The sequence below is a fragment of the Sphingomonas arvum genome (assembly GCF_026013565.1).
Taxonomy (GTDB): Bacteria; Pseudomonadota; Alphaproteobacteria; order Sphingomonadales; family Sphingomonadaceae; genus Sphingomicrobium; species Sphingomicrobium arvum.
In genome coordinates this window covers 816,068-841,936 of sequence record NZ_JAPDOB010000001.1, presented here as the reverse complement: position 1 = coordinate 841,936, position 25,869 = coordinate 816,068, and the positions used below count along the sequence as shown (strand labels likewise).

Annotated in this window: 21 protein-coding genes and 1 tRNA gene; 11 read left to right on the top strand and 11 right to left on the bottom strand. The window is 65.9% G+C overall.

Going from position 1 to position 25,869, the window contains the following annotated elements; all coding sequences use genetic code 11:
* Nucleotides 1-134 precede the first annotated feature (134 nt).
* Complete coding sequence (locus tag OMW55_RS04110; protein ID WP_264881033.1) at nucleotides 135-980, top strand: polysaccharide lyase; 846 nt, start codon at nucleotides 135-137, stop codon at nucleotides 978-980.
* Here the strand turns inward: OMW55_RS04110 and OMW55_RS04105 are convergent.
* Complete coding sequence (locus tag OMW55_RS04105) at nucleotides 952-2,175, bottom strand: glycosyltransferase family 4 protein (RefSeq protein WP_264881032.1); 1,224 nt, start codon at nucleotides 2,173-2,175, stop codon at nucleotides 952-954. The two genes, OMW55_RS04110 and OMW55_RS04105, sit on opposite strands and share 29 nt — an antisense overlap.
* A 68-nt stretch (nucleotides 2,176-2,243) precedes the next feature.
* Complete coding sequence (locus OMW55_RS04100; protein WP_264881030.1) at nucleotides 2,244-3,371, bottom strand: glycosyltransferase; 1,128 nt, start codon at nucleotides 3,369-3,371, stop codon at nucleotides 2,244-2,246.
* 216 nt (nucleotides 3,372-3,587) lie between these two features.
* On the opposite strand from OMW55_RS04100, the gene OMW55_RS04095 reads away from it, so the two are divergent.
* Complete coding sequence (locus OMW55_RS04095) at nucleotides 3,588-4,520, top strand: sulfotransferase family protein (RefSeq protein ID WP_264881028.1); 933 nt, start codon at nucleotides 3,588-3,590, stop codon at nucleotides 4,518-4,520.
* Here the strand turns inward: OMW55_RS04095 and OMW55_RS04090 are convergent.
* The 4 genes from OMW55_RS04090 to OMW55_RS04075 all read right to left on the bottom strand — a co-directional run bounded on the left by OMW55_RS04090 (nucleotide 4,513) and on the right by OMW55_RS04075 (nucleotide 10,219).
* Nucleotides 4,513-5,856, bottom strand: a complete 1,344-nt coding sequence (locus OMW55_RS04090) for a lipopolysaccharide biosynthesis protein (protein WP_264881026.1) — start codon at nucleotides 5,854-5,856, stop codon at nucleotides 4,513-4,515. The two genes, OMW55_RS04095 and OMW55_RS04090, sit on opposite strands and share 8 nt — an antisense overlap.
* 29 nt (nucleotides 5,857-5,885) lie before the next feature.
* Nucleotides 5,886-7,481 carry a nucleoside/nucleotide kinase family protein gene (locus OMW55_RS04085; protein ID WP_264881025.1) on the bottom strand — a complete coding sequence of 532 codons (1,596 nt, stop codon included), beginning with the start codon at nucleotides 7,479-7,481 and terminating at the stop codon, nucleotides 5,886-5,888.
* Nucleotides 7,482-7,714: 233 nt separating this feature from the next.
* Nucleotides 7,715-9,109 (bottom strand): calcium-binding protein, encoded by a 1,395-nt coding sequence (locus tag OMW55_RS04080; protein ID WP_264881023.1) that lies wholly within the window; start codon nucleotides 9,107-9,109, stop codon nucleotides 7,715-7,717.
* A gap of 414 nt (nucleotides 9,110-9,523) precedes the next feature.
* Entirely contained in the window at nucleotides 9,524-10,219 is a 696-nt protein-coding gene (locus OMW55_RS04075) for a polysaccharide biosynthesis/export family protein (RefSeq protein ID WP_264881022.1), read from the bottom strand.
* A gap of 419 nt (nucleotides 10,220-10,638) precedes the next feature.
* Here OMW55_RS04075 and OMW55_RS04070 point away from each other — a divergent pair, with 419 nt between their 5' ends.
* The 5 genes from OMW55_RS04070 (at nucleotide 10,639) to OMW55_RS13900 (ending at nucleotide 17,825) form a co-directional block, all read left to right on the top strand.
* A complete protein-coding gene (locus tag OMW55_RS04070) occupies nucleotides 10,639-11,391 on the top strand; it encodes a sugar transferase (RefSeq protein WP_264881999.1) in 753 nt (250 codons plus the stop codon).
* Between the two features lie 31 nt (nucleotides 11,392-11,422).
* Nucleotides 11,423-12,790: a UDP-glucose dehydrogenase family protein gene (locus OMW55_RS04065; RefSeq protein ID WP_264881021.1), complete on the top strand. Its 1,368-nt coding sequence runs from the start codon at nucleotides 11,423-11,425 to the stop codon at nucleotides 12,788-12,790.
* Nucleotides 12,791-12,802: 12 nt separating this feature from the next.
* Nucleotides 12,803-13,804: an NAD-dependent epimerase/dehydratase family protein gene (locus tag OMW55_RS04060; RefSeq protein ID WP_264881020.1), complete on the top strand. Its 1,002-nt coding sequence runs from the start codon at nucleotides 12,803-12,805 to the stop codon at nucleotides 13,802-13,804.
* 156 nt (nucleotides 13,805-13,960) lie between these two features.
* A complete protein-coding gene (locus OMW55_RS04055) occupies nucleotides 13,961-17,014 on the top strand; it encodes an Ig-like domain-containing protein (protein WP_264881018.1) in 3,054 nt (1,017 codons plus the stop codon).
* Between the two features lie 37 nt (nucleotides 17,015-17,051).
* Complete coding sequence (locus tag OMW55_RS13900; protein WP_407822119.1) at nucleotides 17,052-17,825, top strand: class I SAM-dependent methyltransferase; 774 nt, start codon at nucleotides 17,052-17,054, stop codon at nucleotides 17,823-17,825.
* Here OMW55_RS13900 and OMW55_RS04050 read toward each other — a convergent pair.
* The 3 genes from OMW55_RS04050 to lon form a co-directional block, all read right to left on the bottom strand.
* Nucleotides 17,782-17,856: transfer RNA gene (locus OMW55_RS04050), tRNA-Val, on the bottom strand. The genes OMW55_RS13900 and OMW55_RS04050 overlap by 44 nt on opposite strands.
* A 60-nt stretch (nucleotides 17,857-17,916) precedes the next feature.
* The gene (locus tag OMW55_RS04045) at nucleotides 17,917-18,189 is read right to left on the bottom strand and encodes an HU family DNA-binding protein (RefSeq protein ID WP_264881016.1); all 273 of its coding nucleotides are present in this window, start codon (nucleotides 18,187-18,189) and stop codon (nucleotides 17,917-17,919) included.
* Nucleotides 18,190-18,241: 52 nt separating this feature from the next.
* Complete coding sequence (gene lon / locus OMW55_RS04040) at nucleotides 18,242-20,632, bottom strand: endopeptidase La (RefSeq protein WP_264881015.1); 2,391 nt, start codon at nucleotides 20,630-20,632, stop codon at nucleotides 18,242-18,244.
* A gap of 120 nt (nucleotides 20,633-20,752) precedes the next feature.
* Here lon and OMW55_RS04035 point away from each other — a divergent pair, with 120 nt between their 5' ends.
* Nucleotides 20,753-20,938: a hypothetical protein gene (locus OMW55_RS04035; protein WP_264881014.1), complete on the top strand. Its 186-nt coding sequence runs from the start codon at nucleotides 20,753-20,755 to the stop codon at nucleotides 20,936-20,938.
* 42 nt (nucleotides 20,939-20,980) lie between these two features.
* Here the strand turns inward: OMW55_RS04035 and OMW55_RS04030 are convergent, their stop codons facing one another.
* The gene (locus OMW55_RS04030; protein ID WP_264881013.1) at nucleotides 20,981-21,367 is read right to left on the bottom strand and encodes a hypothetical protein; all 387 of its coding nucleotides are present in this window, start codon (nucleotides 21,365-21,367) and stop codon (nucleotides 20,981-20,983) included.
* A 162-nt stretch (nucleotides 21,368-21,529) separates the two neighbouring features.
* On the opposite strand from OMW55_RS04030, the gene OMW55_RS04025 reads away from it, so the two are divergent.
* From OMW55_RS04025 to trmFO, 3 genes are read left to right on the top strand one after another with little or no spacing between them, the layout of a single operon-like run.
* Entirely contained in the window at nucleotides 21,530-22,795 is a 1,266-nt protein-coding gene (locus tag OMW55_RS04025) for a nucleotide sugar dehydrogenase (RefSeq protein WP_264881012.1), read from the top strand.
* Between the two features lie 13 nt (nucleotides 22,796-22,808).
* A complete protein-coding gene (locus tag OMW55_RS04020; protein ID WP_264881011.1) occupies nucleotides 22,809-24,098 on the top strand; it encodes a sugar transferase in 1,290 nt (429 codons plus the stop codon).
* Between the two features lie 22 nt (nucleotides 24,099-24,120).
* A complete protein-coding gene (gene trmFO, locus OMW55_RS04015; protein ID WP_264881009.1) occupies nucleotides 24,121-25,449 on the top strand; it encodes a methylenetetrahydrofolate--tRNA-(uracil(54)-C(5))-methyltransferase (FADH(2)-oxidizing) TrmFO in 1,329 nt (442 codons plus the stop codon).
* Here the strand turns inward: trmFO and OMW55_RS04010 are convergent.
* Nucleotides 25,446-25,865, bottom strand: coding sequence for a BLUF domain-containing protein (locus OMW55_RS04010; protein WP_264881008.1), 420 nt, complete (start codon nucleotides 25,863-25,865; stop codon nucleotides 25,446-25,448). The genes trmFO and OMW55_RS04010 overlap by 4 nt on opposite strands.
* Nucleotides 25,866-25,869: the final 4 nt, after the last annotated feature.

The following is a 25,869-nucleotide window of genomic DNA, read 5'->3' as shown; positions in this document are numbered from 1 at the left end:
TCCAGCGCCCTGACGCAACCTCCTAGGAAACGGCGGTTGCGCTAGGCTTGTCGTCCAGCAAGCGCAGCCATGCTATGGGTAGAGCGGGCCCGACGCGCTGCAGATTCAAAAGCGGAAGGAGAGGTTGGGTGTTATTGACCAGGCGTTCCTGCTGTCTTGCGGTCGGCGCGGCTGCCACCGGGTCGGTAGGCTACTGGGCCGCACGGTCCACCGCCTTGCAGCCGACCCGCATGGGGCAAGGTGCGACCCCCTACCACTCGACGCTGGTCAACGGCCTGACGCCACGCGAGATCATCTGGAACGGGCGCCAGTGGCGTTGTGCGATGGGATCGGTCTGGCATCCCGGCATGGACCATTCGCTGCGCCTCGCCGCCCATCGTGCCCGCTTCGAGATCAGACCGGATGAGGGCGACCGCGGCCCGGGCGATCCCCCGACCAAGCGCCGGAGCGAGATCCGCTGCCCGCAACGACCCAGGCTGCCGAACGATACGCCGTTGTGGGGCGCCATGTCCTTCGTTCACCACCCTTGGGACGACCCCGCCGGCATGGCCCGGCAATGGGGCGGCGTGCATGGCCAGGTGCACATCGGCTCCGAGTTCGGCGGCTCGCCGGCCCTCGCCTTTCGCCGCACCGGACGGGGCAGCTTCGCGATCACCACGCGCGGCGAGCAGGACGCCGACGGCACCCGCCGCTTTGAAGGTCCGCTGTCGTTCGGCGTCGTGCACAGCCTGGTGTACCGGGTGGTGCTGAGCCCGACCGACGGGGCCCTCCAGGTCTGGCTGAACGGCGACAACCTGCTCGATCTCAGGAGGGTCTCGATCGGCAGTAGCGACGCGGGCTGTTACTGGAGTATCGGCTGCTACTATGCGGGCGGCGTCACCTGCCCGATCGTCGCCGAGATCGGCGACCATTTCTATCCCAGCCCGGTGGACCTGAGCAGCCGTGTCCGGTTCAAGCCCGCCTGGCGCCCGGCAGCGTGACGTCTGGGAGCGGCGGCACATCGGGCCGCCCGTGTAACCGGATGCTGGCCCGCCATGCGCGCTCATATTCTCGCATGCTAGCGGCGCACGAGAAGCGCTCGGCTATGAAGCGCCGCGCAAGTTCACTTCGTCGTTGACGTTCGTCCGGGCCGAGCCGCAGCAGGGCATCGATCGCACCTGCGACATCGTCCGCATGGTCGGGGTCCACGACTAGCCCGAGTTCCGGTTGGGGCAGCAGCTCCTCGATCCCTTCCGAGTTGGACGAGATCACTGCGCAGCCCGCCCATAGCGCTTCCTTGAGGACGTTGGGCAACCGCTCGGACGGTTTCTTCGACAGCAGGATGAACAGCCCTGCGCGCTGCATCGCCAGGAACAGATCGTCGCGCGCCACGTGCCCCGCGAACGTCACGGCATCTCGGCACCCGAGTTCGCGCGCCAGCTCCTCCAGCCGCGATCGATCCGGACCTTCGCCGTAGATCGCCAGGCTCAGACGTGGGTCACTGGACCGCACCTGCGCAAAGCTGCAAATCACGGCCTCGACATTCTTCGCCGGCACGAGGGCCGACGCCGTGATCAGCTGAAACGGATCGCGCGCCCCGTCCGCAACCGCCTCCATTAGCGGAATGCCCCGGTGGACGATCTCGACGGAGGTGCCCGGACCGGCCAGCCGCTCCAGCTCGGGCCGGTTCACTTCCGCGTGCGAAAACAGGATCTCGCTCGCCGGCGCCGTGATGTTCAGGATGAAGTCGTCGGCGACCAGATCATACGCGCCGACAAAGGCGGTGCGCAGGCACGGCGCTCCGTCGCGCTGCAACAGTGGCAGCACCAGGGCCACGTGCCGCGACCAGAAGGCATGCACGACGTCGCTTCCGTCCTTGCGCACCTGTTCTGCGATCTCGAGCAGCCGGGGAACGCACAGCAGGACCTGCAGGCAGAGTAGCGGCGCCCTCCACCCGTGACGGATGGTCTGGCGGATGAGCCACATCGCCTGGCTGCGGCGCTCCCAGACTAGCGCCGGCCAGGACCAGAGCGCCGCGCGGCTGGGCCGGCGGATGGCGAGTTGCGGCGGGACCCGACAGGTCCCAAGCAGGACGGCGTCGGCTCGTGGCGGAGGCTTGAGCGTATAAACCGTCACTTCTTGGCCCTGCGCGATCAGGGCGGCGATGTCCGAGACGGCGAAGGTCTCGGTGCGCACTGGGAATTGCTGAAACAGGTAGCTGATGTGCAGGGGACGCGAACCCTCCGGGCGCGGACCCTCGGCGTTCACCGCGACTTGGCCGGCGACCAGGTGGTCACCGTTCTACCGCGCATCCCTTGCAGCACGCCGAACAGGGTCGCGAAAATGGCGAGACCCATTTCACCCAAGCTCGCGAGATATCCCCCACTCGACCACAGCGACACCGCGATTGCGAGTGTTGCCACCGCGACCAGCGCTACGGCCGTCGGTAGTGACAGCATCGCGACGGCGGCAAGTCCGAACAAGGCGCCGAGCGCCAGGAACACGCCGCCGAACCAGCGAAGCATCTTTCGCGAGACATACTTCATGCGGTCGCGCGGCGACATGCGCATGACCTGCGGGCGGAGGAACAGGTGCGTGTGGAACGCGCGCGCGCCGATCCTGACCTTGCGCGCCAATTCCTCCTGCCGCCGAGCGACGCTCTTTTCATAAGCGATCACGTCGAGCGCCTTCACCAATCTCTTTCCCTGGAAGATGACACTCATGGACACGGTGAAGTCGTCTTGGACGGTGTCCGGGAAATCAGGGTAGAGTTCCCGCCGCACGCTGAACAAACCGCCCGACGCACCCATCACGTTGCCGGTGCGGGACTCCAGTACCTGCAGCCGCTCATCCAGCGAGAGGTATGCGGCGCCGACGCCGCTGGTGACCGTGCCTTGCTGCGCCAGTCCCTTGATCGTGCCGGACACACCGCCGACGTCAGGATCGCCATAGTAAGGCAGCAGCCGGTCGACCAGGTCCGTGGCGAGCAGGACGTTCGCATCCGTGAAGACCAGGATATTCCCGGTGGCGATGGCCGCCAGCTGCCTCATCCCGACAGCCTTGCCGGTCCGGCCGCCGCCGCGAACCAGCCGCAACAGGTCTCCTGATCCGGCCAGTAATTCGTAGCTGCCGTCTGTCGACGCATCGTCGTAAACAAGGATCTCGAGATCGGGATGTGCCCGCTTCAGCTGCCGCAAATTGTCGAGCTTGCCGGGCAGGCATTCGATCTCGTTATGAACGCAGAACAGGATCGAGACTCTGGCCTGCACGGGCCGCAAATGGACGGCTTGCCGGCCGAGCACTTGGAGGATCATCGGGTAGATTACGTAAGGGTAGATGAAGAGCGCCAGAAAGGTCGCGGAAAGCCCGGCCAGAACAGCGGTCACCATCATTGCCACCCTCGCGAATGAGCAGCCTGAAAGGTCTCACAAGCCCCGGCGGCGGTCAACGTGCTCGGGGGCTTGGTACGCGCGTTCGAACCAATGAGCTGCACGGTGAAAAGCACCGATTTGCGCGCTTGCCGGCGAGGGTATAGTCTTCCGCTCAGACGATGGCCGCGGTGCTGCCAAACAGTACTTTGTCGTGGCGACAAGGGAGACAAGCCGATCATGTCGAGCGAGCTCAAGCGTCCCATCATCCTCCTTGGTAACTTCCGCTCCGGCACGACCATGCTGCAGCGCATCCTGGCCACTCACCCCGATGTCGTGGAGATGTACGAACCGGTCGGAATGTGGCGCTACGCGGACCCGACGCGCGAACATGACGAGTTCGACGAAAGCGACGCAACCGCGCGAGTGCGGGACTATGTCCGCGGTCAGTTCCTGAAATACCAGGTCGAGCACGGCAACCGGACGATTATCGAGAAGACGCCGCACAACATCCTCCGGATCGGCTATGTCCGCCGGATCTTCCCCGATGCGCATTTCCTGTACATCGTCCGCAACCCGCTATCTTTCGTAAGCTCGGTCGAATTGAAGTGGCAGAAGCCTGCGGGAGCCAAGCGGATCTTGACCCGGCTCAAGACGACTCCGGTCACCCAGATCCCGTATTATATCGGCACTTTCCTCGACCAGCTGTGGACCAAACGCATCCGGAAACAGAAGTACCTCTCGGTCTGGGGTCCTCGCTACAAAGGGATCCAGCATGACGTCGAGCATGAGGACATGCTGACCGTTATCGCGCGGCAATGGGCGAAGGCGACCAGCAAGGCCGAGCGTGATCTGGCACAGTTCGACGATGGCCAGGTCTTCAGGCTGCGGTACGAAGACTTCGTCGCAAATCCCGTCGAGTACCTCGGGCGCATCTGCCGCCATTGCCAGCTGGAGATGACGCCCGAGTTGGCCGACTATGTCCGGACGACCGTGAAGACCGATCGGCAGGCCAAGTGGCAGCGGTTCGATCCGGGCCAGCTCGCCAGCATCCTGCCCGAACTGCGCACGGAGATGCTCCGTAACGGATATGAGGTGCCCGACGTCGCCGCGCTTGCGGACAGCGCGCGCAGTGCGGCGTTCCCGCGTTCCGCGGAACCGGTGCTCAGGTGACCGAAGTCCGCTCCGCCTGACCACGTGCCGGGACGGCTGCCGGACCTGGCACGTCCTTGAGGATGGTGGCCGAGGCCCGCGCAAGCTGGACGAAGATCAAGGCGGAACAGACGATCGCCGCGATCGCCGCGCCCTGACCTCCCAACCACGGCAGCAGGGTCGCCAGCAGGATCGCATAGGCGACGGCTGCAACCGACCTTGCGCGCAGCACCGTTCCGGCCCGGCCATTGGCGTCCTGCAACGGTTCAAATGCTATGCCGGCAAGATCAAGCGCCGTCGCGACCGACAACAGGAGCAGATAGACGTAGGCGAACTCGAAGTTCTTGCCCGCGAGAAGGCTGAGGATCTCGCGCCCGGCGACGCTGGTGACGAGCACCACCAGCACCGCGATGCCAGAGGCCGCGACCGTTGCGTGAAGGACCATCTTGCGCAGTTCCGAATGATTCTTGTTGGCGACCATGCGGGCGAGCTCTGGATAGAGCGCGATGGTGATGGGCCGAACCGGTCGGACAATGCCCTTGGCCAACCGCTGCGCCAGCCGGAATGCGCCCGCGTCCGCCGCTCCGGCGACGGCACCGACCGCCATGGTCCCGAGCTGCAGCCAGAAGGTGCTGATCGAATTCGAGATGTTGGTCTGGACCATGAAGCGCCAGATGCCTTCATTCTCTTCCGCGCCGCGCCTGAAGTGCGTCGGACCGACTGCCAGACGGGCCTTGCCGGCAAGCAGGGCGGCAACCCACTGGACTGCCGCCTGCGCAACTCCGGCCGCCCCCCAGATGACCAGGAAGGCGTCGATGTGCCCGCCGGCTAACCAGGCGATCACGCACCCGCCGAGCCGCACCAGGGGGCCTACCGCTTCGGCATAGGCGACCAGGTCGAAACGATTGAACAACCGCAGCATGCCCGTCGCGGTCGCGCCCGTCGTCAGGAGCAGGACCGTTCCGAACAGCGCTGCGGACATCTGCTGATGCGGCGTCCAGTGAAACAATGGCGCAACGATGGGTGCACCGACCGCCGCGATCAGCGCTCCGAACAGCGCGCTGCCGACATCAAGTGTCGCGGTGTAACCGAACAAGCGGTGGAGCCGGTCGGGTTGCTTGTCGGCAAGGTGGAGGGAGCCGTAGCGGATCACCCCCTTCCAGGACTGGAACTGGACGAAGTTGGCGATCAGCTGTCCATAGGTCAGGATCAGCACGAACTCGCCGAACGACTTGGGGCCAAGAGTGCGCGCGGCAAGCGCCAGATAGGCGATCCCGGCAACCGAATTGAACCCGCGTGAACCAAGGCCCCAGGCGATGTTCCGGGACATCCGGGCAAGCGCCGAGTCGCGCTGCATTGTCTGCTTCAGCTTTCGGCCGGGCGCTTTCAAACCGCTTGCCACACGCAGGTCGTGACTTCCCGCAACGTGCTGTCCAGGTCGCCCTCGGTGTTGATCGAGCAGATGGTCGAGTTCGCGAATTCGGACCGGCTCTCGAGTGCCCACCGACGCTTGATCGCCTCGGGGTCGGGACCGCCCGCCTTGTTGCGCGCCCGGTCGCGCTCCAACGCTGTCGCCAGCGGAACATGCAGCTGCAGGACGAGCCTGGGCCGCGGAAGGCTGTGGTAGATCGCCCGCTCCCATTCCATGAGCCGGCGTTGCAGGGACGATCGTGCGCCCGCAATCGCTCGATCATCGAAGGCGCTGCCATCCATCCCGGTCCCGTTCGTCACATGGCAGCGGTCCGAGATCACGATCGTCCCTGAGGCAACCTGGCGCATGCTGCGGGTCAGGAGCCGGCGGCGATCGAGGGCGAGAAGAACCTTGTTGATCACGAACCAGGTCGAATGATCGCGGCTTGATGGTTGACCGACTGGGAGGGACGCGTCGGCCGTTTTCCTAAGCAGCAGCCTGCGAGCACCAATGGTCAGCAGCCGCAGAACGAAGGTCGCCCAGTTCGCCGGCGGCTTGCCGAAGTGGATCTGCTCCACGGCAAGCTTGGAACCGAGTTGTTTGGCGAGCAGCTTCGTCAACGTCGATTTGCCGGTGCCTTTGGGCCCTACCAGCGCAATGAAGCCGCCGCCGGCCAGCAAGGACAGCGGGCGCCGTGCGCGCTTGCGGCCGATGTATTTGCCCGCCAGCCGCCAAACTCTCGAACAGGCCGCGGCGAGATGGCCGATACGGCGCGTGCGCCTGAGGGCCCAGGCAAGGCGCATCCCCGCCGCCACCCGCGGCGCGACCGACCGGCCGCCAACGCGATTGATCAGCTCCTCAAGGCGCATGGGCACCGTCGGGAACCAGTCGGCGAGAAGGATGGCGGCCCGGTCGAGATCGCTCCGCTCCAGCAACCATGCGAGCTCACTAGTGCACTCGCCGTAGTGCGCGTTGACCTTGCGGATCTCGAGCAGGCTGGTGTGCTTCAGCAGGATTCGGAGCAGGAACAGCACCAGCTCCGCCGAGGGATCGGGCACGCGCACGCCCATCAGGGTCGACGTCTCGGCGAGGAACTCCTCGTCGATGCCGAACCGATAGGATTTCACGTAGCTGTCGCCGCTGACCATCTGGTGGTAGGCGTGGAGGTCGAGCACGCGGCCGCTGTCCGGGTCGAGCGCAACGGCATGGAACACCCCGGGATGGCCAAGGCCGGCGCGTGACACGGTCAGCTTGAAGCCACATTCGGCGATGACGCATTGGAAGTGTCCGGCGTCCGCGGGATGGACCAGCAGGTCGATGTCCCCGCGACCGGTCAGTGTCTCGTCCAGCCGGACATTGCTCTTCCAGTGGCAATAACGAATGCCGTTCCTCTCGAGCGCCGCGAACAGCGCGAGGGCGACGGGACTGGGGACGAACTTCTCGGCAGGGTTCAGCGGGCACCGGAACTCGGTCGTGGTGCATACGCTATCGCCGCTCGCGCGCATCGCCAGGTCGGACGAAGACCGAGCCTCTCGCCGCAGCTCCCGCTCCTCTGACGCAGGTAAATCCACCGGCAATTTTAGCATCGACGCAGACCCCGCTTTCGCCCGATCCTCCCTCAAGCGACGGCCCGCGACAATGAAACTTCTGGTCTAGGCAATTCGGCTGAGGCGCACGGCCGACCGCGCCCCCGAACACTGCTGCGCAGGTCTCGAAAAAAGGGGGCCCAGCTGTTCGCTGAGCCCCCTTCCCTAGCCCGCTGCCGAGCCTCACCCGGAGGCGCGGCGGCAACAAGGGCCAAAGCCTAGATCACGAAGAAATTGGCCGGCGCGAGGTCGAGGCCTGGCTGGAGGTGGGCAAAGTCCACCTCACCGCCCGGTCCGCTGCCGTCCGCGTCGTACGACAGGTGGCCCGTGCTCCGGTCGTAGATCAGGAAGTCGTTGGCATCGTCCGCATGGGCGCCGGCATGGGCTTCAAGATTGGTGCCGTAGATCTTCGTCGGGCTGCTCAGAGAACCAGCGCGCAACTTCGTGAAGATCGCATTGTCCAGGTAGAAGACATCTTCCGCCGGATTGAAGTCCACGACCTGGTCCACGCTGCCGAGCGCCGTGTCGAACACGAACTTGTCGGCTCCCGGACCGCCGATCAGCGTGTCGCTTCCGCCCTTGCCGTAGATGAAGTCGGCACCCCCGTGACCGTAGATGACGTCATTGCCGGTCGTGCCCTTGAGAACGTCGCTGCCGGAAGTGCCCTCGATCGGGTTGCCGTCTGTCGTCGTCGGCGTGGTTGGCGTGGTTGGCGTGGTCGTTGGCGTCGTCGGCAAGGGCGTTGTGGACCCGCTTTGCGGCTGCGCGTGCTCTGCGAGCCAGGTCGCTTCCTGCGTCTTCAGGAAGTCGCGGGCAGCCTGCCCCTGAAGAACGGTGAAGCCCTTCGGCGGCAACGGATAGTTCGACGGAAACGGCGTGTCCGACAAGTTCAGATAGTAGTTGCCGGACGACTCGCTGAGGTGGCTCCAAGCCTCCTTCAGCCGCGCGAACCCGTTGTGGGTCGGGTCCTCGATCGCGATCACGGTGTTGACGATATGCAGGTCCGGATTGTTCCCCGGATTTGCCGTGTTGAACTTGAACGGCGACCCGTGGGTCATCTCGCCGTCCTTGTTGTAGTTCTTCATGACGATGATGCTGTCGTCCACCGTCAGGGTGCCGTGAGCCGACTGGTCGTTCACGGTCCCGAAGGCGCTGAACACGCCGTCGAGGAAGCTGTCGCGCAACGTTCCCGTCGCTGCGAAGTCATTCTCGATCGCATCGTCGCGGATGTTGCTAAGGTGCACATCCTCGACCAGCCAGCCATTGGAATTGCCATTGGCAACACTCAGCGAGTCATCCGGAATGAAGCGGATGCCGTCCCACGTGCCGTCGATGTGCACGTTGCGGATCGTCGTATTCGGGCTGTTGCTGATCCGAAAACCGGTCGACATGTGACTGTAGATCGACGTCCAATCGCCGGTCTGCGAAACTTCTCCCCAGATTTCACCACCATCGATGGTTACGTACTTGGAGTCGAAGATGTTGATGGCCGGTACATTTTCCCTCGCAGCAACGTGGAAGTCCGCCGTCCCTGCCTTGTAGGTGTTTCCTGATACTGACCTGATCCAATATTCGTTATAACCGTAATCGCCATCGAGCGTATAAGTGGGCATCTAAAGCTGCTCCGAATGCTGTTTCCCCTGGGCGAGCCAAGATTTCGGTCTCACCCTCGTCCGATAGGCAACAAGGACGCGCTTCCCCGGCGCAGGCGGCGTACTGCCGCTGCACTGGTGAGCCTATTCTTTTGAGATCCCCCCCTAGAGATCGGTCAAAGAAAGACGATGATTGGTCTACCGTGATCGCCGGGGAGAACTAGGCTGACCGCCGCTTCCGGGCGCGCACGGCTCATCGACTGGGCGATAACAGCCCGCGAAGCACGGGTTAATAGCCCGTTGGGGGCCCAGGAAATGAGGTAAAAAGGTGCGTCGGCCACCCCTACCAGGCCGGCAGGAATGGCCGATTCGCTTCGTAAATGCTCGCTTGCCCGCCACGGCACGGCACGCCTGCCGGGCGCGCCGGCGCGCAGCTCAGAACGGCCGGAGGATGTTCAGTAGCGGCATCGAGTTCACGATGTCCCGCCAGGCCCGCCGGCTTCCGGAGTAGCCCACGATGATCATGTCGTTGGACTGGATCTGCGGATCGGGCAGCTGGCCGCTGCGGATCTGGGCCACGTTGAAGACCGCTCCCGCCCGCCTGCCACCGACGGTGCGGAACACCGCGACGTCGTTCAAGGCGGCGTATTGCGTTTCTCCCTTGGCCAGTGACAGCGCGCCGAGCAGGGTGGTGGGACCCTCGATCGGGTAGACGCCCGGCTGTACCACTTCCCCTTGTACGGCGACCTTCTGGGCGACGGGCTTGGCGACCACCACTGATACCTGCGGGTTTCTGAGGTAGCGCTGGGAGTATCTCTGCGCGACTTCCCGCGCGAACTCGTTGGCGGTCTTCCCGCCGGCCTTCACGTCCCCGATCATCGCCAGGTTGACGTTGCCCGCGGCATCCACCGGTGCGGCCTTGATCGACAGGTCGGGCTCCTGCAGCACCGTAATGTCGAGTGCATCGAGCGGCCCGATCCGGTAATCCTCGACGGTGATCGTCGCTGCCGCCGGAGGCACCACGGCATACGCCATGCTGCCGCTCGGCAGGTTGGCTCCAACGTGGTTGCTGGCGCAGCCGGTGACCGCGCTGATCATCAGCGGCAGGGCTACAAGGAGAGGCTTCCTCATTCCGATACTCCTCGGGTCGCGGCCCGCGGCGTGCCGGACAGGTCACGTCCGCGAAAAGCCATGCGGGCCGGAAGCGCACGGACGCGCTCCTGGTCGAGGTTTCACTGTGCGCGCGCCTGATGCGCCCGACAATCGAAGCGGAGTTGTAGGACCAACGGACTAGCCCCGACGTCCGAGTTCCAAACCCCTCGAGGCGGTGCGCATCCTCCTTTCTGGTTTGATCCGCTTAGCAGCAAACAACCCTGGCGAGCTTGTCGCTGCGGCTTGTTGCTGGGTCCAAACCGCGTGCGTTCGTTTCCGGTCACCTTCCGCAACCTGAAACAACAGGCGGCGGCGGCACCCCCATGCCGCCGTCGGCGATCGGTCGACCGCGTGCATGTCGCGGAGGTTTGCCCATGGCTACTCGAACCGACCGGTTGATGCTGCCGCCCTCCCCTCCGGTCGCGCGCGAACCGGAGGCTCGTCGTTCCGACATCGGCAGCGCGGGCCTGTTCAGGCTGGTGCGCGAGGAACCGCTCGTCGAACTGCCTGCACAGCTCCTGCCCGTCGCAGCGAACGGCCTCTACCCGCTGCTGGTCAAACGGGCGCTCGACATCGTGATCGCGTCCGTTGCCCTGTTGCTGCTGTGGCCGGTGATGGTGGCGACGGCCCTGATCATCCGGTTGAGCGGCCCGGGACCGATCGTCTTCAGTCACCAGCGGCTTGGCCACGGTGGCAAGGTGTTTCCCTGCCTGAAGTTCCGCACCATGCGGCAAGACGCCGATCGGGTGCTCCAAGAAGTCCTGAGCTCCTCGCCGGAACTGATGGAAGAATGGAAGGCCCGGCGCAAACTGCGCAACGACCCGCGCATCCTGCCGGTCGGCGGCGTGCTGCGCCGCTACAGCCTCGATGAACTGCCGCAGCTCTTCAACGTGCTGCGCGGCGACATGAGCCTCATCGGCCCCCGGCCCCTGGCCACCGACGAGGCCGGATATTACGCGAACTCCTTCCCGCTCTATTGCATGGTGAAGCCGGGCATCACCGGCCTGTGGCAGGTCAGCGGCCGCAATGACGTCAGCTACCGCCAACGCGTCGAGCTCGATTGCCAGTACGTGCGGACTCACTGCCTCCGTATCGATCTGCTGATCCTGCTGCGGACCATCCCCGCGATCATGGGCGGGACCGGATATTGAGCGCCGCAGCATTCAACAGGGAGTCCACTTCATGCGCATCGCGATGATCGGCACCGGCTATGTCGGCCTGGTTTCGGGGGCCTGCCTGGCCGACTTCGGTCACAACGTGATCTGCGTCGACAAGGAGTGGAACAAGATCGCGGCGCTGAACGCCGGACAGATGCCGATCTGGGAACCCGGGCTGGACAGCCTGGTGGCCGCCAACGTCGCGGCGGAACGGCTGGCCTTCACGACCGATCTCGCGGCAGCCATCGAGAATGCCGACGCAGTGTTCATCGCGGTCGGCACCCCGGCCCGGCGCGGCGATGGCCATGCGGACCTGAGCTATGTCTACGCGGCCGCGGAGGAGATCGCGCGGGCGCTGACCCGGCCGGCGGTGATCGTCACCAAGTCCACCGTTCCGGTCGGCACCGGCGACGAGATCGCGCGCATCCTCCGCGCCAACAATGCGCCCGACGGGACCAGCGTCGCCTCCAACCCCGAGTTCCTGCGCGAGGGCGCCGCCATCCGCGACTTCAAGATCCCGGACCGGATCGTGGTCGGCGCGGAAGACGACCGCGCCCGCGAGGTGCTGCACGAGGTCTACCGGCCGCTGTTCCTCAACAAGGCGCCGATCCTGTTCACCGGCCGGCGCACGGCCGAGCTCATCAAGTACGCCGCCAACGCGTTCCTCGCGACCAAGATCAGCTTCATCAACGAGGTCGCCGACCTGTGCGAAGCGGTCGGCGCCGATGTGCAGGAGGTTGCCCGCGGGATCGGGCTCGACAACCGGATCGGGCCCAAGTTCCTCCACGCCGGCCCGGGCTATGGCGGCAGCTGCTTTCCCAAGGACACGCTGGCCCTGCTGCAGACGGCGGAAGCGGCCGACGTGCCGATGCGGATCGTCGGCAGCGTGGTGGCGGTCAACGACGAGCGCAAGGTGCGCATGGCGGAGCGGGTCCGCGAGGCGCTCGGCGGCAGTCTCCAGGGCAAGAAGGTCGCCGTGCTCGGCCTGACGTTCAAGCCCAACACCGACGACATGCGCGATGCGCCCAGCCTGGCGCTGATCGCCGGCCTGCAGCAGCAGGGCGCCAGGGTTGCGGCATTCGATCCGGTCGGCATCGACCACGCCCGATCGCTGCTTCCGGGAGTCGAGTTCGCCGACGACAGCTACTCGGTCGTCGACGGCGCCGATGCGCTGGTGCTGGTCACCGAATGGGACGAATTCCGCGCGCTGGACCTCCGGCGCGTCGCCGAGACGATGAACGGCAACGTGCTGGTCGACTTCCGCAACATCACCAATGCGGAAGACGCGCTGGCCGCCGGCCTGTCCTACTTCGCGGTCGGCCGAAAGCCGATCATCGCCCTGCCCCGCCAGCATCGAAAAGCCGGACCCGCCATGACCCGCCGGCTTGCCTGAGGAGATAGTAGAATGGCCATCCTGGTAACCGGAGCGGCGGGGTTCATCGGCTTCCATACGGCGGACGCGCTGCTGGCGCGCGGCGAGGAAGTGATCGGGATCGACAACCTCAACCCCTATTATGACGTTCGGCTCAAACAGGCGCGGATCGAGACCCTCACTGCCAGCCACCGCGACGCCTTCCAGTTCCGCCGGCTCGACTTTTCCAACGCCGGCGCGCTCTCGCGCACGCTGTGCGGAACGAACATCGACCGCATCGTCCACCTGGGCGCGCAGGCCGGCGTGCGCTACAGCATCAAGAACCCTTCGGCCTACGTCCGGGCGAACGTCGTCGGGCACATCAACATCCTGGAACTCGCCCGCGCGCGCGAAGTGCGCCACCTGGTCTATGCCTCGTCCTCGTCGGTCTATGGCGCAACCGAGACCACGCCGTCGCGGGTCGACGACCGCACCGACCGGCCCAAGTCGCTCTACGCCGCGACCAAGCGAGCCGACGAGTTAATGAGCGAAAGTTACGCCAGCCTGTTCCGGATTCCGATGACCGGCCTGCGCTTCTTCACCGTTTATGGACCATGGGGCCGGCCGGACATGGCCATGTGGCTGTTCACCGACGCGATCATGCGCGGGCGGCCGATGCAGTTGTTCAATGCCGGCGCCATGCGGCGCGACTTCACCTACGTCGATGACATCGTGCGCGGCGTCCTGACCAGCCTCGACCACCCGCCGGCCGACAATGGCCGGGAGAAATCGGGCGGCAGCAACTCGCCCCACGCCATCTACAATCTGGGCAATTATGGGTCTGAGAACCTGCTGGACGTGGTCCACCTGATCGAGAAGACGGTCGGCCGCGAAGCGAAGATCAGCTTGCGTCCAATGCAGCCCGGCGACGTCCCCGAGACTTGCGCCGACCTCACGGCCAGCCGGCGCGACCTCGGGTTCGAGCCGCGGATCGGGATCGCCGAAGGAGTCCCGCGCTTCGTGGACTGGTTCAAGACCTACCACCATGTCGCCTGAAGGAGCGCCGGGCGGCTGCCTAACCAAGATGGTCTAGACACCCGGCTTACTTGATCCGCTGACCCTAGCGGCGGATTTTCGTTCGCTCCCAATGCTTTCCGGACCGCTCGGGCACGTTTCCTGCCGGCGCGGACCATGGTTGAGAAAGGCCACGTTATGCCGCTCAAGGTCCGCCGCGACACCGCCGCGCTGCTGGAAGACGGCAGCACCGCGGGCAACGCCCTCACCAACGACCTGGGGGTTTCACAGGTCGCGACAATCCGGTTCGGGACCGGGCCGGTGGAGAACGTCGTCACCGGCGGAAGCACGGTGCAGGGAAGCTATGGATACCTGACGATCAGCCCGGATGGCAGCTACACCTACACGGCCACGCTCGCGGACCGCCTCGCGGCAGGCGCCATCAACGTCGACACCTTCACCTATTCCGCATCGGGCAGCGGCGGAACGGCGTCCAACGACCTGCGGTTCACCATCACCGGGGTCAACGACGCGCCCGCCCTCACTTCGGCCAGCGCAACGCTCAAGGGGATCACCGAGGATGACCTCCAGAACGGCGGCCAGGCAGTGTCGACGTTCCTCGCCTCGAGCGACCCCGACAATGGCGCATTGCGCGGCATCGCCGTCACGGGTCTCGCATCAGGTAATGGCGAATGGCAGTTCTCGACCAACGCCGGGGCGAACTGGACCGCCGTCGGAGCGGTGTCGAACGCCAGCGCGCTCCTGCTGCGCGGAAGCGATCTCGTGAGGTTCGTACCAAACGGAATCACGGGCACTACGGCGACCTTTACCTATCGCGCGTGGGACCAGACGAGCGGCACGACCGGGCTGAAGGTCGACGCGGGCACGACGGGCGAAGAGAGCGCCTTCTCGAACACTTCGGCGACCGCCACCATCAACGTCGCCTCTATCAACGATGCGCCGGTCGCGATCGCGTCCAGTGCTTCGGGCACCAAGAATGGCCCGCCGGTCACCGGCCAGCTTCAAGCAACTGACGTGGACAGCACCACGCTGACCTATTCCCTAGTTCAGAACAGCGCAGTCGGCGGATCGGTGACGATCAACTCGAACGGAACCTACAGCTATACTCCGACGGTCGGCTTCAGCGGAACCGGTTCCTTCCAGTTCCGGGCCAGCGATGGCAGCCTCAGCTCTAACCCGACCACCGTTACGATCACGGTTGCCGGCGCAAACGACCTGCCGATCGCGCAGGCCGATACCGCCAGCACGACGCAGGGCAAATCCGTTTTGATCGACGTGCTGGCCAATGACTCGGACCCGAACAACGATGCGCTGACCATCTCCGCCCTCGGCAGCGCGGCCCACGGCACCGTATCGGTCCAGAACGGGCAGGTGCTCTACACCCCCGAGGCTGGATTCGGCGGACAGGATTCCTTCATCTACACGGTGTCCGACGGCAACGGCGGAACGGCGCAGGCAAGCGTCGGCGTCACGGTCGGCGGTGCAAGCACAGGGCCCACGGCCGTCAGCCTTAGCTTCCGCCAAGGCACCAACGGCTACACGGGAACGGTCGACACCGTGCTTCGGCAGAGCAAAGCCGGCACCGCTTATCCCGACGCGATCAAGCTCCACTCCGTTGTGGAAACGGGCAAGGAGTTCCAGCCGCTGCTGCGCTTCGACAATCTCTTCGGGACGGGCCAGGGGCAGATCCCGCTCGGCGCCACGATCGTTTCCGCCACCCTGACGCTCGAGGTGACGGAGGCCTCTGCGAACGGCGGTACGATCAACCGCATGCTGGCCAACTGGAGCAACAACTCCACTTGGACGGGCATGGGCAACGGCGTCCAAATCGATGGGGTGGAAGCGACGGCGAACGGCGCGATCAGCGTTGGCGCGGTGGGCCTCGGCAGCCGCGCCTTCGACGTCACCACCAGCCTGGCGGCGTGGAATGCGGCGGCCTCGACGGCAAGCGGCCAGAACGCCGCCAACGACGGCTGGCTGTTCAAGGGCGGCGGGCTGGACTGGTGGGACTTCACCTCGGCCGAGGGCAAGGTCAAACCGGTCCTGACGGTGACCTACACGACCGCGGGAACAACCGCCTCGTCGCTACCGGCCGTGTCGATCGCCGCGGCGACGGCGCGGGAGGATGCGGGCACCATCAGCTTTAAGGTGACGCTCAGCCAGGCATCGACGCAGGCGGTGAACGTGACCTTGGCTACCGTTGATCATACCGCCCTGGCCGGTAGCGATTACCTCGCCGCCAACCAGGCCATCACCTTCGCGCCGGGCGAAACAACCAAGACGTTCACCGTGACGCTGTCCAACGATGCCCAGTCGGAGCGCCCGGAGAGCTTCGTGGTGCAGATCCTGTCGGCAACCAACGCGACCATCGCCGCGCCGGTGGCGTTCGGTACAATTGCCGACAACGACACGACCGTGGCGCCGTTCACGCCCATCACCGCCAGCATCGTCGCCACCCATAACCTGTCTGACGGGACCAAGTATCAGGATGGGAGCAACGGCACCTACGGCATTGGCGATCCCTCGGCGGTCGCCTACGTGCCCAACCTCGGCCTCTTGTTCATCGGCGACTCCGAGCATGACGAATCGCCGTACAACAGCCCCAACAACCTGTTCACCATCAAGCCGAATGGCGACTACGTCGGCAACTTCGGGCTCGGCAGCTACACCAAGGAGCCGACCGGCCTTGCCTACAATTCGGCGAACGGCCTGCTGTACATCGCCGACGACGACAAGTCGGAAGTATTCTGGACCTCGCCGACCAAGCCGTCTGTGCCACTCGGTTCATTCGACACGGAAACTCTGGGGTTCCTCGACACGGAGGACCTTAAGTTCGACCCGCTGACCGGGCACATCTACATTCTCGACGGATCGATGAAGCAGATTATTGAGCTGACGGTCGACGGCAGGTTCGTGGACTCGATCAAGCTGCCGTCCGTGATGACGGACGCCGAGGCGCTGGCCTACGACTCGCGTCATGACGTCTTCTTCGTCGGGTCGGGCATGTCGGCGAACATCTGGGTGCTCGATCACCAGGGTGCCATCCTGCAGACGCTGACCCCGTTCGGCGGGCTCAGCACCCGGCCCAAGCTCAAGGGCTTCGAACTGGCCCCCAGTAGCAATCCGAACGATGGCGACACCCTAAGCCTGTACGTCGCCGATTACGGCTCCGACCAAAGGAACGATGGCCGGCTGTTTGAGCTCCACCTGGGAAGCGACTGGTTCGTCTGAGCACCGCTGACCACAAACAGGATAGGCGGTCGCGCACATGGACTTCGACGATCTCTCAAATGCGTATCTCGGCCCCGTCGCCGGCACCTACGTCCGGCGGCGCACGGGCGGCAAGTGGAACGCGGAAAATGCGGCGCTCGGCCGCTTGCTGACCTATGTGCCGCGCGGCTCGCGCTCGCTCGACGCTCCGGTCGGGACCGGCCGCTCAATCTCCTTCTGCTGCGAGCGTGACTTCGACGCGCATGGCGTGGACATCTCACCCGACATGCTGGCAGAAGCTGCGGCAACGGCGCGCCAGCTCGGCGCCTCCATCTCGTTGACCCAGGCGGACATTCGCGCCCTGCCTTTTCCCGACAACCATTTCGACGTGGCGATCTGCGTCCGGTTCCTGAACTGGATCGACCAGGGCGGCCTGCGCCAGGTGCTGGCAGAACTGGCCCGGGTGAGCCGCGACAAGCTGCTGGTCGGGATCCGCTACCTGCCGCCCGCCGCAAATGCCGGGGCCGGCGTGACGGGCGTGTTCCGGCGCCTAATGCTGTTGGCGGGCATCGCCCGCTGGCGGGCCAGCCGCAAGGGCCTGGTCAATCATCCGCACCAGCAGGTGGAAGAGGCTTTCGCCGAGCTCGGGCTCAAGATCTATGTGCAGCTGACGGTGGAGCGACGCTGGGACGGCACCGACTACGCCTTTTTCCTGCTGCTAAAGGAGCCGGTGGGCACCGTGCCGCAGGAACCCCCGCCAATGCGGTCGGCGTTCCGGGGCTCCAGCATGGTGGGCGCGGTAGGGATTGAACCTACGACCCCACCCGTGTGAAGGGTGTGCTCTACCACTGAGCTACGCGCCCATGCCGGCGGTGGGGAGCCGATAGAGAAGCTGGACAGGGCTGTCCAGCCTCTCCCTTGGCTTACTGCACCGCGTCCTTCAGGACCTTGCCCGCTCTGAACTTGGGCGTCGCGCTCGACGGAATATCGAGCGGTTCACCGGTGCGCGGATTGCGCCCGGTGGAGGCCTTGCGGCGGGTCACCGAGAAGGCCCCGAAACCGACCAGCCGCACCTCGTCGCCGCGCTTCAGCGCCGAGGTCACGACTTCCAGCATGGTCTCAACGGCGCGGGACGCGTCGTTCCGGTTCAGGCCAGCCCGGTCGGCGACCTGGGTGATGAGTTCCTGCTTGTTCATCCCCTACTCTGCTCCTTGGCGGCCACGCCAAGGACGCGGCCGGTTACGCTTACTAGTGCCGGACCACGGCATGACCTCCGGCCGCCAACGGCGGTTCGGCGGCATGCTCGTCCGTCTCCGTCCACTCGATAGCTTCCAGCTTGGCGGCCAGCGCCTCGCTCAGCACCTCGTCGACATGGGAGACCGGGACAATCCGGAGGCCCTCCTTCACATTCGCGGGCAGTTCCGCAAGGTCCTTCTCATTCTCCTGCGGGATGATCACCGTAGAAATGCCGCCGCGCAGGGCCGCGAGGAGCTTTTCCTTGAGGCCGCCGATTGGCAGCACCCGGCCGCGCAGGGTCACTTCGCCCGTCATCGCTACGTCGCGCCGCACCGGCGTTCCGGTCAGGGTGGAGATGATGGTGGTGACCATGCCGATGCCGGCGCTCGGCCCGTCCTTTGGCACCGCGCCTTCGGGCAAGTGGACGTGGACGTCCTTCTTGCCGAACACGGACGGCTTGACGCCATAGGCCGGCGCGCGGGCGCGGACGAAGCTCCACGCCGCCTGCACGCTTTCCTGCATCACGTCGCCGAGCTTCCCGGTGGTCTTGATCTGGCCCTTGCCGGGCACCGTCACGGCCTCAATCGTCAGCAGTTCGCCACCGACCTCGGTCCAGGCCAGGCCCGTGACCGCACCGATCTGGTCCTCCTCCTCGCCCATGCCGAAGCGGAACCGGCGCACGCCCAGGAAGTCACCGAGGTTCGCTTCCGTGACGGTCACGGACGTGTAGGCGCCTTCCAGGATCTTGCGCAGCGCCTTGCGGGCGACCTTGGCCAGCTCGCGCTCCAGCGTGCGGACTCCGGCCTCACGCGTGTAGTAGCGCATCACGGCACGCAGGCCGTCATCGGCAAACTGGAGCTCAGCGCCTTTCAGCCCATGCGCTTCCAGCTGCTTGGGGATCAGGTGGCGCTTGGCGATCTCCACCTTCTCGTCCTCGGTATAGCCTTCCAGCCGGATGATCTCCATCCGGTCGAGCAGCGGCTGCGGCATGTCGAGACTGTTGGCCGTCGTCACGAACATGATGTCGCTGAGGTCGTAGTCGAGCTCCAGGTAGTGGTCCTGGAACTTGGCATTCTGCTCGGGGTCGAGCACCTCCAGCAGGGCCGACGCCGGATCGCCGCGAAAATCCTGCCCGAGCTTGTCGATCTCATCGAGCAGGAACAGCGGATTGCTGGTCCCGGCCTTCTTGAGGTTCGATACGATCTTGCCCGGCAGCGAGCCGATGTAGGTCCGCCGATGCCCGCGGATCTCGGCCTCGTCGCGCACGCCGCCAAGGCTCTGGCGGACGAACTCGCGCCCCGTCGCCTTCGCGATCGAGCGGCCGAGCGAGGTCTTGCCGACGCCCGGCGGTCCCAACAGGCACAGGATCGGACCCTTCAACTTGTTGGTCCGGGCCTGCACAGCCAGATACTCAACGATCCGGTCCTTGACCTTTTCCAGCCCGTAATGGTCCTCGTCGAGGATCCGTTGTGCCTCGCCGATGTCCTTCTTGAGCTTGCTCTTCTTGCCCCACGGCAGGCCGAGCAGAACGTCGAGGTAGTTGCGCGCGACGGTCGCCTCCGCGCTCATCGGCGCCATGGCCTTCAGCTTCTTGAGCTCGGCCGTGGCCCGCTGCGCCGCTTCCTTGCTGAGGCGGGTCTTGCGGATCTTGGTAGCCAGCTCGGCCAGTTCGTCGCCGCCCTCGCCGTCGTCGTTCCCCAGCTCGCGCTGGATCGCCTTGAGCTGCTCGTTGAGGTAATATTCGCGCTGCGTCTTCTCCATTTGACGCTTCACGCGCGAGCGGATCTTCTTCTCGACCTGCAGTACGCCAAGTTCGCCCTCCATGAAGGCGAACACCAACTCCAGCCGGCGCCGCGGGCTGAGCTCGGACAGCACCGCCTGCTTGTCGGCGACCTTGATCGACAGGTTGGACGCGACCGCATCGGCCAGCACCGACGCGCTCTCGATCTCACCCAGCTGGATGCTGGTCTCGGCCGGCAGCCGCTTGTTCAGTTTGGCATAATTGTCGAACTGGTCGACGACCGAGCGCATCAAGGCCTGAACCTCGGCGCCCTCGGCCTCTTCATCGGCCACGTCCTCGACCTCGGCGACCATGTGGCCATCGGCCTGCTCCAGCGAGAGCAGCCGGGCGCGGCGCACGCCCTCGACCAGCACGCGCACGGTGCCGTCCGGCAGCTTGAGCAGCTGCATGGCGGTGGCCACTACGCCCAGGTCATAGAGCGCATCCCGGTCCGGCTCGTCCTCGGCCGGGTCCAGCTGCGCCACCAGGAAGATGTGCTTGTCGGCCGCCATCGCCGCTTCCAGCGCGGCAACCGACTTCTCGCGCCCGACGAACAGGGGCACGATCCGCTGGGGGAATACGACGATGTCGCGCAGCGGGAGGATGGGAAGACGTTCAGTCATGAGGGCCATATGGGCGCGGGCACGGCGGCGCGCAACAAAGAGGGGACGAGCCGAAGCCTCCACGGGAACGGGCGTGTGCGCCGAGGCTTTCCTACTCTCACGCTATTAGGGAGAAGAGCAGTGGACGATCGCGAGAAGATCAGCACCGGCCCGAACGAGCGGGCAATCAACGAAAACATCGCAGGCACCGGTCCGGGCATTCCGGACGATGCCGTGGCCCCGGGCGAGAACCTGCCCGATCCGCCCACGGACGAAGAAGTGAAGCGCATCGCCGAGAAGCTCGGCGCGCCCATTCCGCAGGACTGATACCTTCGTCCCCTCCCGCTCGCGGGAGGGGTCGCCTTGCCCTCAGCCGCGCTCGCCGGCGACCCGCGACTGCGCGGGCTGGTTCACCCCATTCGCCAACCAGCGCGACGTCGCGCCGCAGCTGCTGGTCGCCTGCACCGGCTGCCCGGCCTGGAACGCGCGAGCATACGGGAAGCATTCGGATCCGCCGCCGGCGGTTAGGCACAGGCGGCCGCCATTGGCCGTCCAGGTCGCCGGGACCGAGCGGCCGGACGGGGTCTGGATCGCGGCGGTGCCGTCGCCGTTGAAGGTAATGGTGTTCACGACGCCGTTGGTCTCAACCTGGACCGACTGGCCGACGATCTCGGATCCGGGGGTCCAGGTCTGGGCCGCGGCCACGCCGCCCGATGCCAGGGCGGCCAGGCCGAACGCGATCCTTGCACACCTCATCACCAGTCACTCCCCTGTTCCGGCGCGATCGTCGCACCCACTCAAGACCTGTCCAACGCCGCCGGCGACCGCGCAGTTGTAGCCGCGGCCCACGGCGGACTTGCCGGTCCGCCTGCAACCCACCATAGCCGGCGCCTGCTGACAAGGCCGGAGTTCGCGTTAGTGCAAGACCCTCGGATAGCCGTGATCGGGCTGGGCTATGTCGGCCTGCCGCTCGCGGTGGCGTTGGCCGGGCGGTTCGAGGTCATCGGTCTCGACAGCGATCCCCGGCGCATCGCGGAACTGAAGCAGGGGCACGACCGAACCCGCGAAGTCGCGGCCGACCGGCTCGCCCCCACCTCACTGGCTCTCACCAGCACGCCGGCGGACGTCCGCGGGCTCGACCTCTACATCGTCACCGTGCCGACCCCCGTGGACTTGGCCAACCAGCCTGACCTAGGCCCGCTGCTCGGCGCTACCGGGACGGTCGCCGGGCTGCTTGATCCGGCCGTGCCGGCGACGATCGTCTACGAAAGCACCGTCTATCCCGGCGTCACGGAAGAAATCTGCGGACCGGAGCTGGAGCGCCTCTCGGGTCTCACCCGGGGCACCCACTTCCGCCTCGGCTATAGCCCGGAGCGGATCAACCCGGGCGACACGGTCCATACGGTGGACAAGATCACCAAGGTGGTCGCCGCCGAGGACGCCGCCACGCTAGACCTCCTCGCGCATGTCTACGGCGCCGTGAACGGCGGTGACATCTTTCGGGCCGCCTCCATCCGCGCCGCCGAGGCGGCCAAGGTGATCGAGAACGCCCAGCGCGACATCAACATCGCCTTCATGAACGAACTTGCGCAGATCTTCGGGCGAATGGACCTCAGCATCTGGGACGTGCTTGACGCCGCCCGAACCAAGTGGAACTTCCTCCCCTTCGAACCCGGCCTGGTCGGCGGCCACTGCATCGGGGTCGACCCTTACTATCTGTCTCACCGGGCGCAGCAGCTCGGTCACCACCCGCAAATCGTCCTCGCCGGCCGCGAGACCAACGATGGCATGGGCGCATGGATCGCCGACCGGCTGCACGAGCGCCTCGGCTCGACCTCGCGCGTGCTGGTCCTCGGCCTCACCTTCAAGGAGAACGTCCCTGACCTGCGCAACAGCCGGGTGATCGACATCATCCGCCGTTTGCAGGCCCATGGGCACCTGGTCGAGGTCGCCGACCCGCTCGCCGACCCGGCCGAAGCCCGCCGCGAATATGCGCTCGACCTCGTCGAACCGGACGGTGCGCGCTATGCCATGGTGGTCGGCGCCGTGCCCCACGCCGCCTACCGCGAGTGGGACGCCGGCCGGCTGGCGGGCCTGCTCGAGCCCGGCGGCTGCGTCGCCGATATCAAGCGCGTCTGGAACCTGCCGCGTGACGGCGGACCGTTCGCGGTCTGGACGCTCTGAGCGCCGCGCCCCCGTGCTTCAGCTCAGCCAACGCCGGAGCGAGGGTCGTGGCCGCGGCAGCTGGCTGGTTCGGCGCCGCGTGCAGCTTGCCGGCGCGCTGGTCGTCGCCGCCCTGCTGCCCTTTCTCTGGCGGATCACCTTCACGCCGCACGCGATTGACGCCGCCACCTACAACGCCGCCGTCGCCAACACGGTGGCGGTGCTCGTGGCCTTCTGGCTCCGCCTTTCGTTTGAGCCCTATCCCGGCATCCGCTCCAGCTACGTCATCCTCCCCACTGCCGCCGCCGCCCATGGCGTCGTCCTGGCCTTCTTCTTCTTTTCCCGCCTGCCTTACGACCGGTTCGGCTTCCTTGCAGGCTTCCTGCTCCACGTCTTGTGGTTCTATGTCGTCTACTTCCTGGCCCAGCGTCGTACCCGACTGCGCATCGGGGTAGTCCCGATCGGATCAACGGAGACCTTGACCGCAATCGACAGCGTCGACTGGTTGCCGCTCGCCCGACCACGGACCGAGCTGCTGCCCGGATGCGATGCCCTGGTCGCTGATTTCAGCGCCGACCTGCCGGCCGAATGGGAGTCGTTCCTGGCCGACGCTGCGCTGGCCGGGACCATCGTCTACCAGGTCAAGCCGCTGGAGGAATCGCTCACCGGCCGGGTCCGGATCGATCATCTGTCGGAGAACAGCTTCGGCAGCCTGGTCCCGGCGCGCGGCTACTTTCACCTGAAGACCGTGCTCGACTGGCTGGCGGCCCTGCTTTCATTGCCGCTGCTGCTGCCATTGATGGCGCTGGCGGCCCTCGCCATCCTGGCTGACGACGGCGGGCCCGTCCTGTTTCGCCAGCACCGGATCGGCCATCGCGGCCAGCGTTTCATGGTCAACAAGTTCCGCACCATGCGGGTCGGGGCCAATCATGCGCTCGATGCGCGCCGTGCGGCGATGACCGGCGACCTTGACCCGCGCATCACCCGCGTCGGTGCCTTCCTGCGCCAGACCCGCCTCGACGAACTGCCACAGGTGTTCAACATCCTCGCCGGGCAGATGAGCTGGATCGGGCCGCGCCCAGAGGCGGAGGTCCTGTCGCTCTGGTACGTCGGCGAGCTGCCCTTCTACCGTTACCGCCATGTGGTGAAGCCCGGCATCACCGGCTGGGCGCAGGTCAGCCAGGGCCATGTCGCTCAGGTGGCGGAGGTCCACCGCAAGCTCCATTACGACTTCTACTACATTAAGTATTTCTCGCCTTGGCTGGACGTGCTGATCCTGTTCAAGACGGTGAAGACCATCTTCTCGGGTTTCGGCGCACGCTGAACTTGGGCTAGTGGCCTGCACCATGACCCACGACATCCACATTGTCGGCGGCGGCCTCGCCGGCTCCGAAGCCGCGTGGCAGCTGGCCGAGGCCGGTCTAACGGTGCGCCTCAGCGAGATGCGCGGCGGTGGCGGCGGCACGCCGGCGCACGAGACCGACCGGCTGGCCGAAATGGTCTGCTCGAATAGCTTCCGCTCCGACGACGCGGACAACAACGCGGTCGGCCTGCTTCACCAGGAGATGCGCCGACTTGGCTCGTTGATCATGCGCACCGCCGATGCGCACCGCGTCCCTGCCGGCTCGGCCCTGGCGGTCGATCGCGACCTGTTCGCGGGAGCGGTGACCGAGGCGATCGCGGCGCATCCGAACGTCACGGTGGTTCGCGAGTCCGTCGACGCCCTGCCCGACGGTCCGGCCATCATCGCCACCGGCCCGCTGACCGGCTCCGCCCTCGCCGAGGCAATCGCCGTCGAAACCGGCCGGGACGCCCTCGCCTTTTTCGACGCCATCGCGCCGATCGTCCACGGCGACAGCATCGACATGGACGTCTGCTGGAAAGCAGCACGGTGGGACAAGGGCGGCGCAGACTACATCAACTGCCCACTCGACAAGGACCAGTACAACGCCTTTGTCGAGGCGCTCCGCTCAGGCGAGAAGACCGCGTTCAAGGACTGGGAGCGCGACACGCCCTATTTTGAAGGCTGCATGCCGATCGAGGTCATGGCGGACCGGGGACTTGAAACGCTCCGCTACGGTCCGATGAAAGGCGTCGGCCTCGACAACCCACGCACGGGCCGCTGGCCCTATGCCTGCGTCCAGCTGCGCCAGGACAATGCCCACGGCACCTTGTGGAACATCGTCGGCTTCCAGACCAAGCTTAAGCACGCCGAACAGGTCCGCATCTTCCGCACCATCCCGGGCCTGGAAAAAGCGGAGTTCGCGCGGCTGGGCGGCATCCACCGCAACAGCTTCATCCGCTCGCCGGAACTGCTCGACGGCGAGCTGCGCCTCAAGAGCCGGCCCAACATCCGCTTCGCCGGCCAGATTACCGGCTGCGAAGGCTATGTCGAAAGCGCAGCCATCGGACTTGTCGCCGCCCGCTTCGCAGCCGCCGAACTGCGCGGCGAGGCGCTGGCGCCGCCCCCACCCGAGACCGCGCTCGGCGCTCTGCTCGGGCACATCACCGGCGGGGCGGTGGCCGAGACCTTCCAGCCGATGAACGTCAACTTCGGCCTGATGCCGCCATTGGGCGAACGCTTCCGCAAGGCCGACCGCAAGAAGGCCTACACCGACCGTGCCCGCGCCGCCTTCGATCGCTGGCTCGCACCGGTGGCAGCGGCGGCGGCCTAGCCCAGGTCGACCGTTCCGGAGATCAACTCGGTCATCCGCAGCACCCGGTCATGTACGGGCGCCGGCAAGTCGGGCGGAAGCACCTCCATCAGGTCCTCGCGCGCTTCGAAGTAGCGGGAGCGAACCCGCGCCAGCTCCATGGTCCAGCCCGCGAAGGAGCGCTCCTCCACCTCACGATCGTCGCGCACCTCGAACCCGGTGTGACGCGGGTCACGGCGCAGCCGCTCGACCAGATCCCCGATCGCGTCGTCCGGTCCCTCGATGATTTGCAGGAAGTGCGTGCCATTATGAATCAGCAGCCCAGTGATCCCATCAAGCGCATTCAGCTGCCGCGCGGCGGTATGAATGGCAAGCAGGTCGTCGCTGTCAAGGTCCAGCCCGGCTAGGCTGGTATAGGTCAGGCTTCTAAGGCTCAATTCT

Bases quoted from the DNA above. Each gene is read 5' to 3' on its own strand.
- OMW55_RS04100 (WP_264881030.1), bottom strand. From the start codon at position 3,371: ATGATGGTGACCGCTGTTCTGGCCGGGCTTTCCGCGACCTTTCTGGCG.
- OMW55_RS04095 (WP_264881028.1), top strand. From the start codon at position 3,588: ATGTCGAGCGAGCTCAAGCGTCCCATCATCCTCCTTGGTAACTTCCGC.
- OMW55_RS04090 (WP_264881026.1), bottom strand. From the start codon at position 5,856: ATGCAGCGCGACTCGGCGCTTGCCCGGATGTCCCGGAACATCGCCTGG.
- OMW55_RS04080 (WP_264881023.1), bottom strand. From the start codon at position 9,109: ATGCCCACTTATACGCTCGATGGCGATTACGGTTATAACGAATATTGG.
- OMW55_RS04075 (WP_264881022.1), bottom strand. From the start codon at position 10,219: ATGAGGAAGCCTCTCCTTGTAGCCCTGCCGCTGATGATCAGCGCGGTC.
- OMW55_RS04070 (WP_264881999.1), top strand. From the start codon at position 10,639: ATGCTGCCGCCCTCCCCTCCGGTCGCGCGCGAACCGGAGGCTCGTCGT.
- OMW55_RS04065 (WP_264881021.1), top strand. From the start codon at position 11,423: ATGCGCATCGCGATGATCGGCACCGGCTATGTCGGCCTGGTTTCGGGG.
- OMW55_RS04060 (WP_264881020.1), top strand. From the start codon at position 12,803: ATGGCCATCCTGGTAACCGGAGCGGCGGGGTTCATCGGCTTCCATACG.
- OMW55_RS04055 (WP_264881018.1), top strand. From the start codon at position 13,961: ATGCCGCTCAAGGTCCGCCGCGACACCGCCGCGCTGCTGGAAGACGGC.
- OMW55_RS13900 (WP_407822119.1), top strand. From the start codon at position 17,052: ATGGACTTCGACGATCTCTCAAATGCGTATCTCGGCCCCGTCGCCGGC.
- OMW55_RS04045 (WP_264881016.1), bottom strand. From the start codon at position 18,189: ATGAACAAGCAGGAACTCATCACCCAGGTCGCCGACCGGGCTGGCCTG.
- lon (WP_264881015.1), bottom strand. From the start codon at position 20,632: ATGACTGAACGTCTTCCCATCCTCCCGCTGCGCGACATCGTCGTATTC.
- OMW55_RS04030 (WP_264881013.1), bottom strand. From the start codon at position 21,367: ATGAGGTGTGCAAGGATCGCGTTCGGCCTGGCCGCCCTGGCATCGGGC.
- trmFO (WP_264881009.1), top strand. From the start codon at position 24,121: ATGACCCACGACATCCACATTGTCGGCGGCGGCCTCGCCGGCTCCGAA.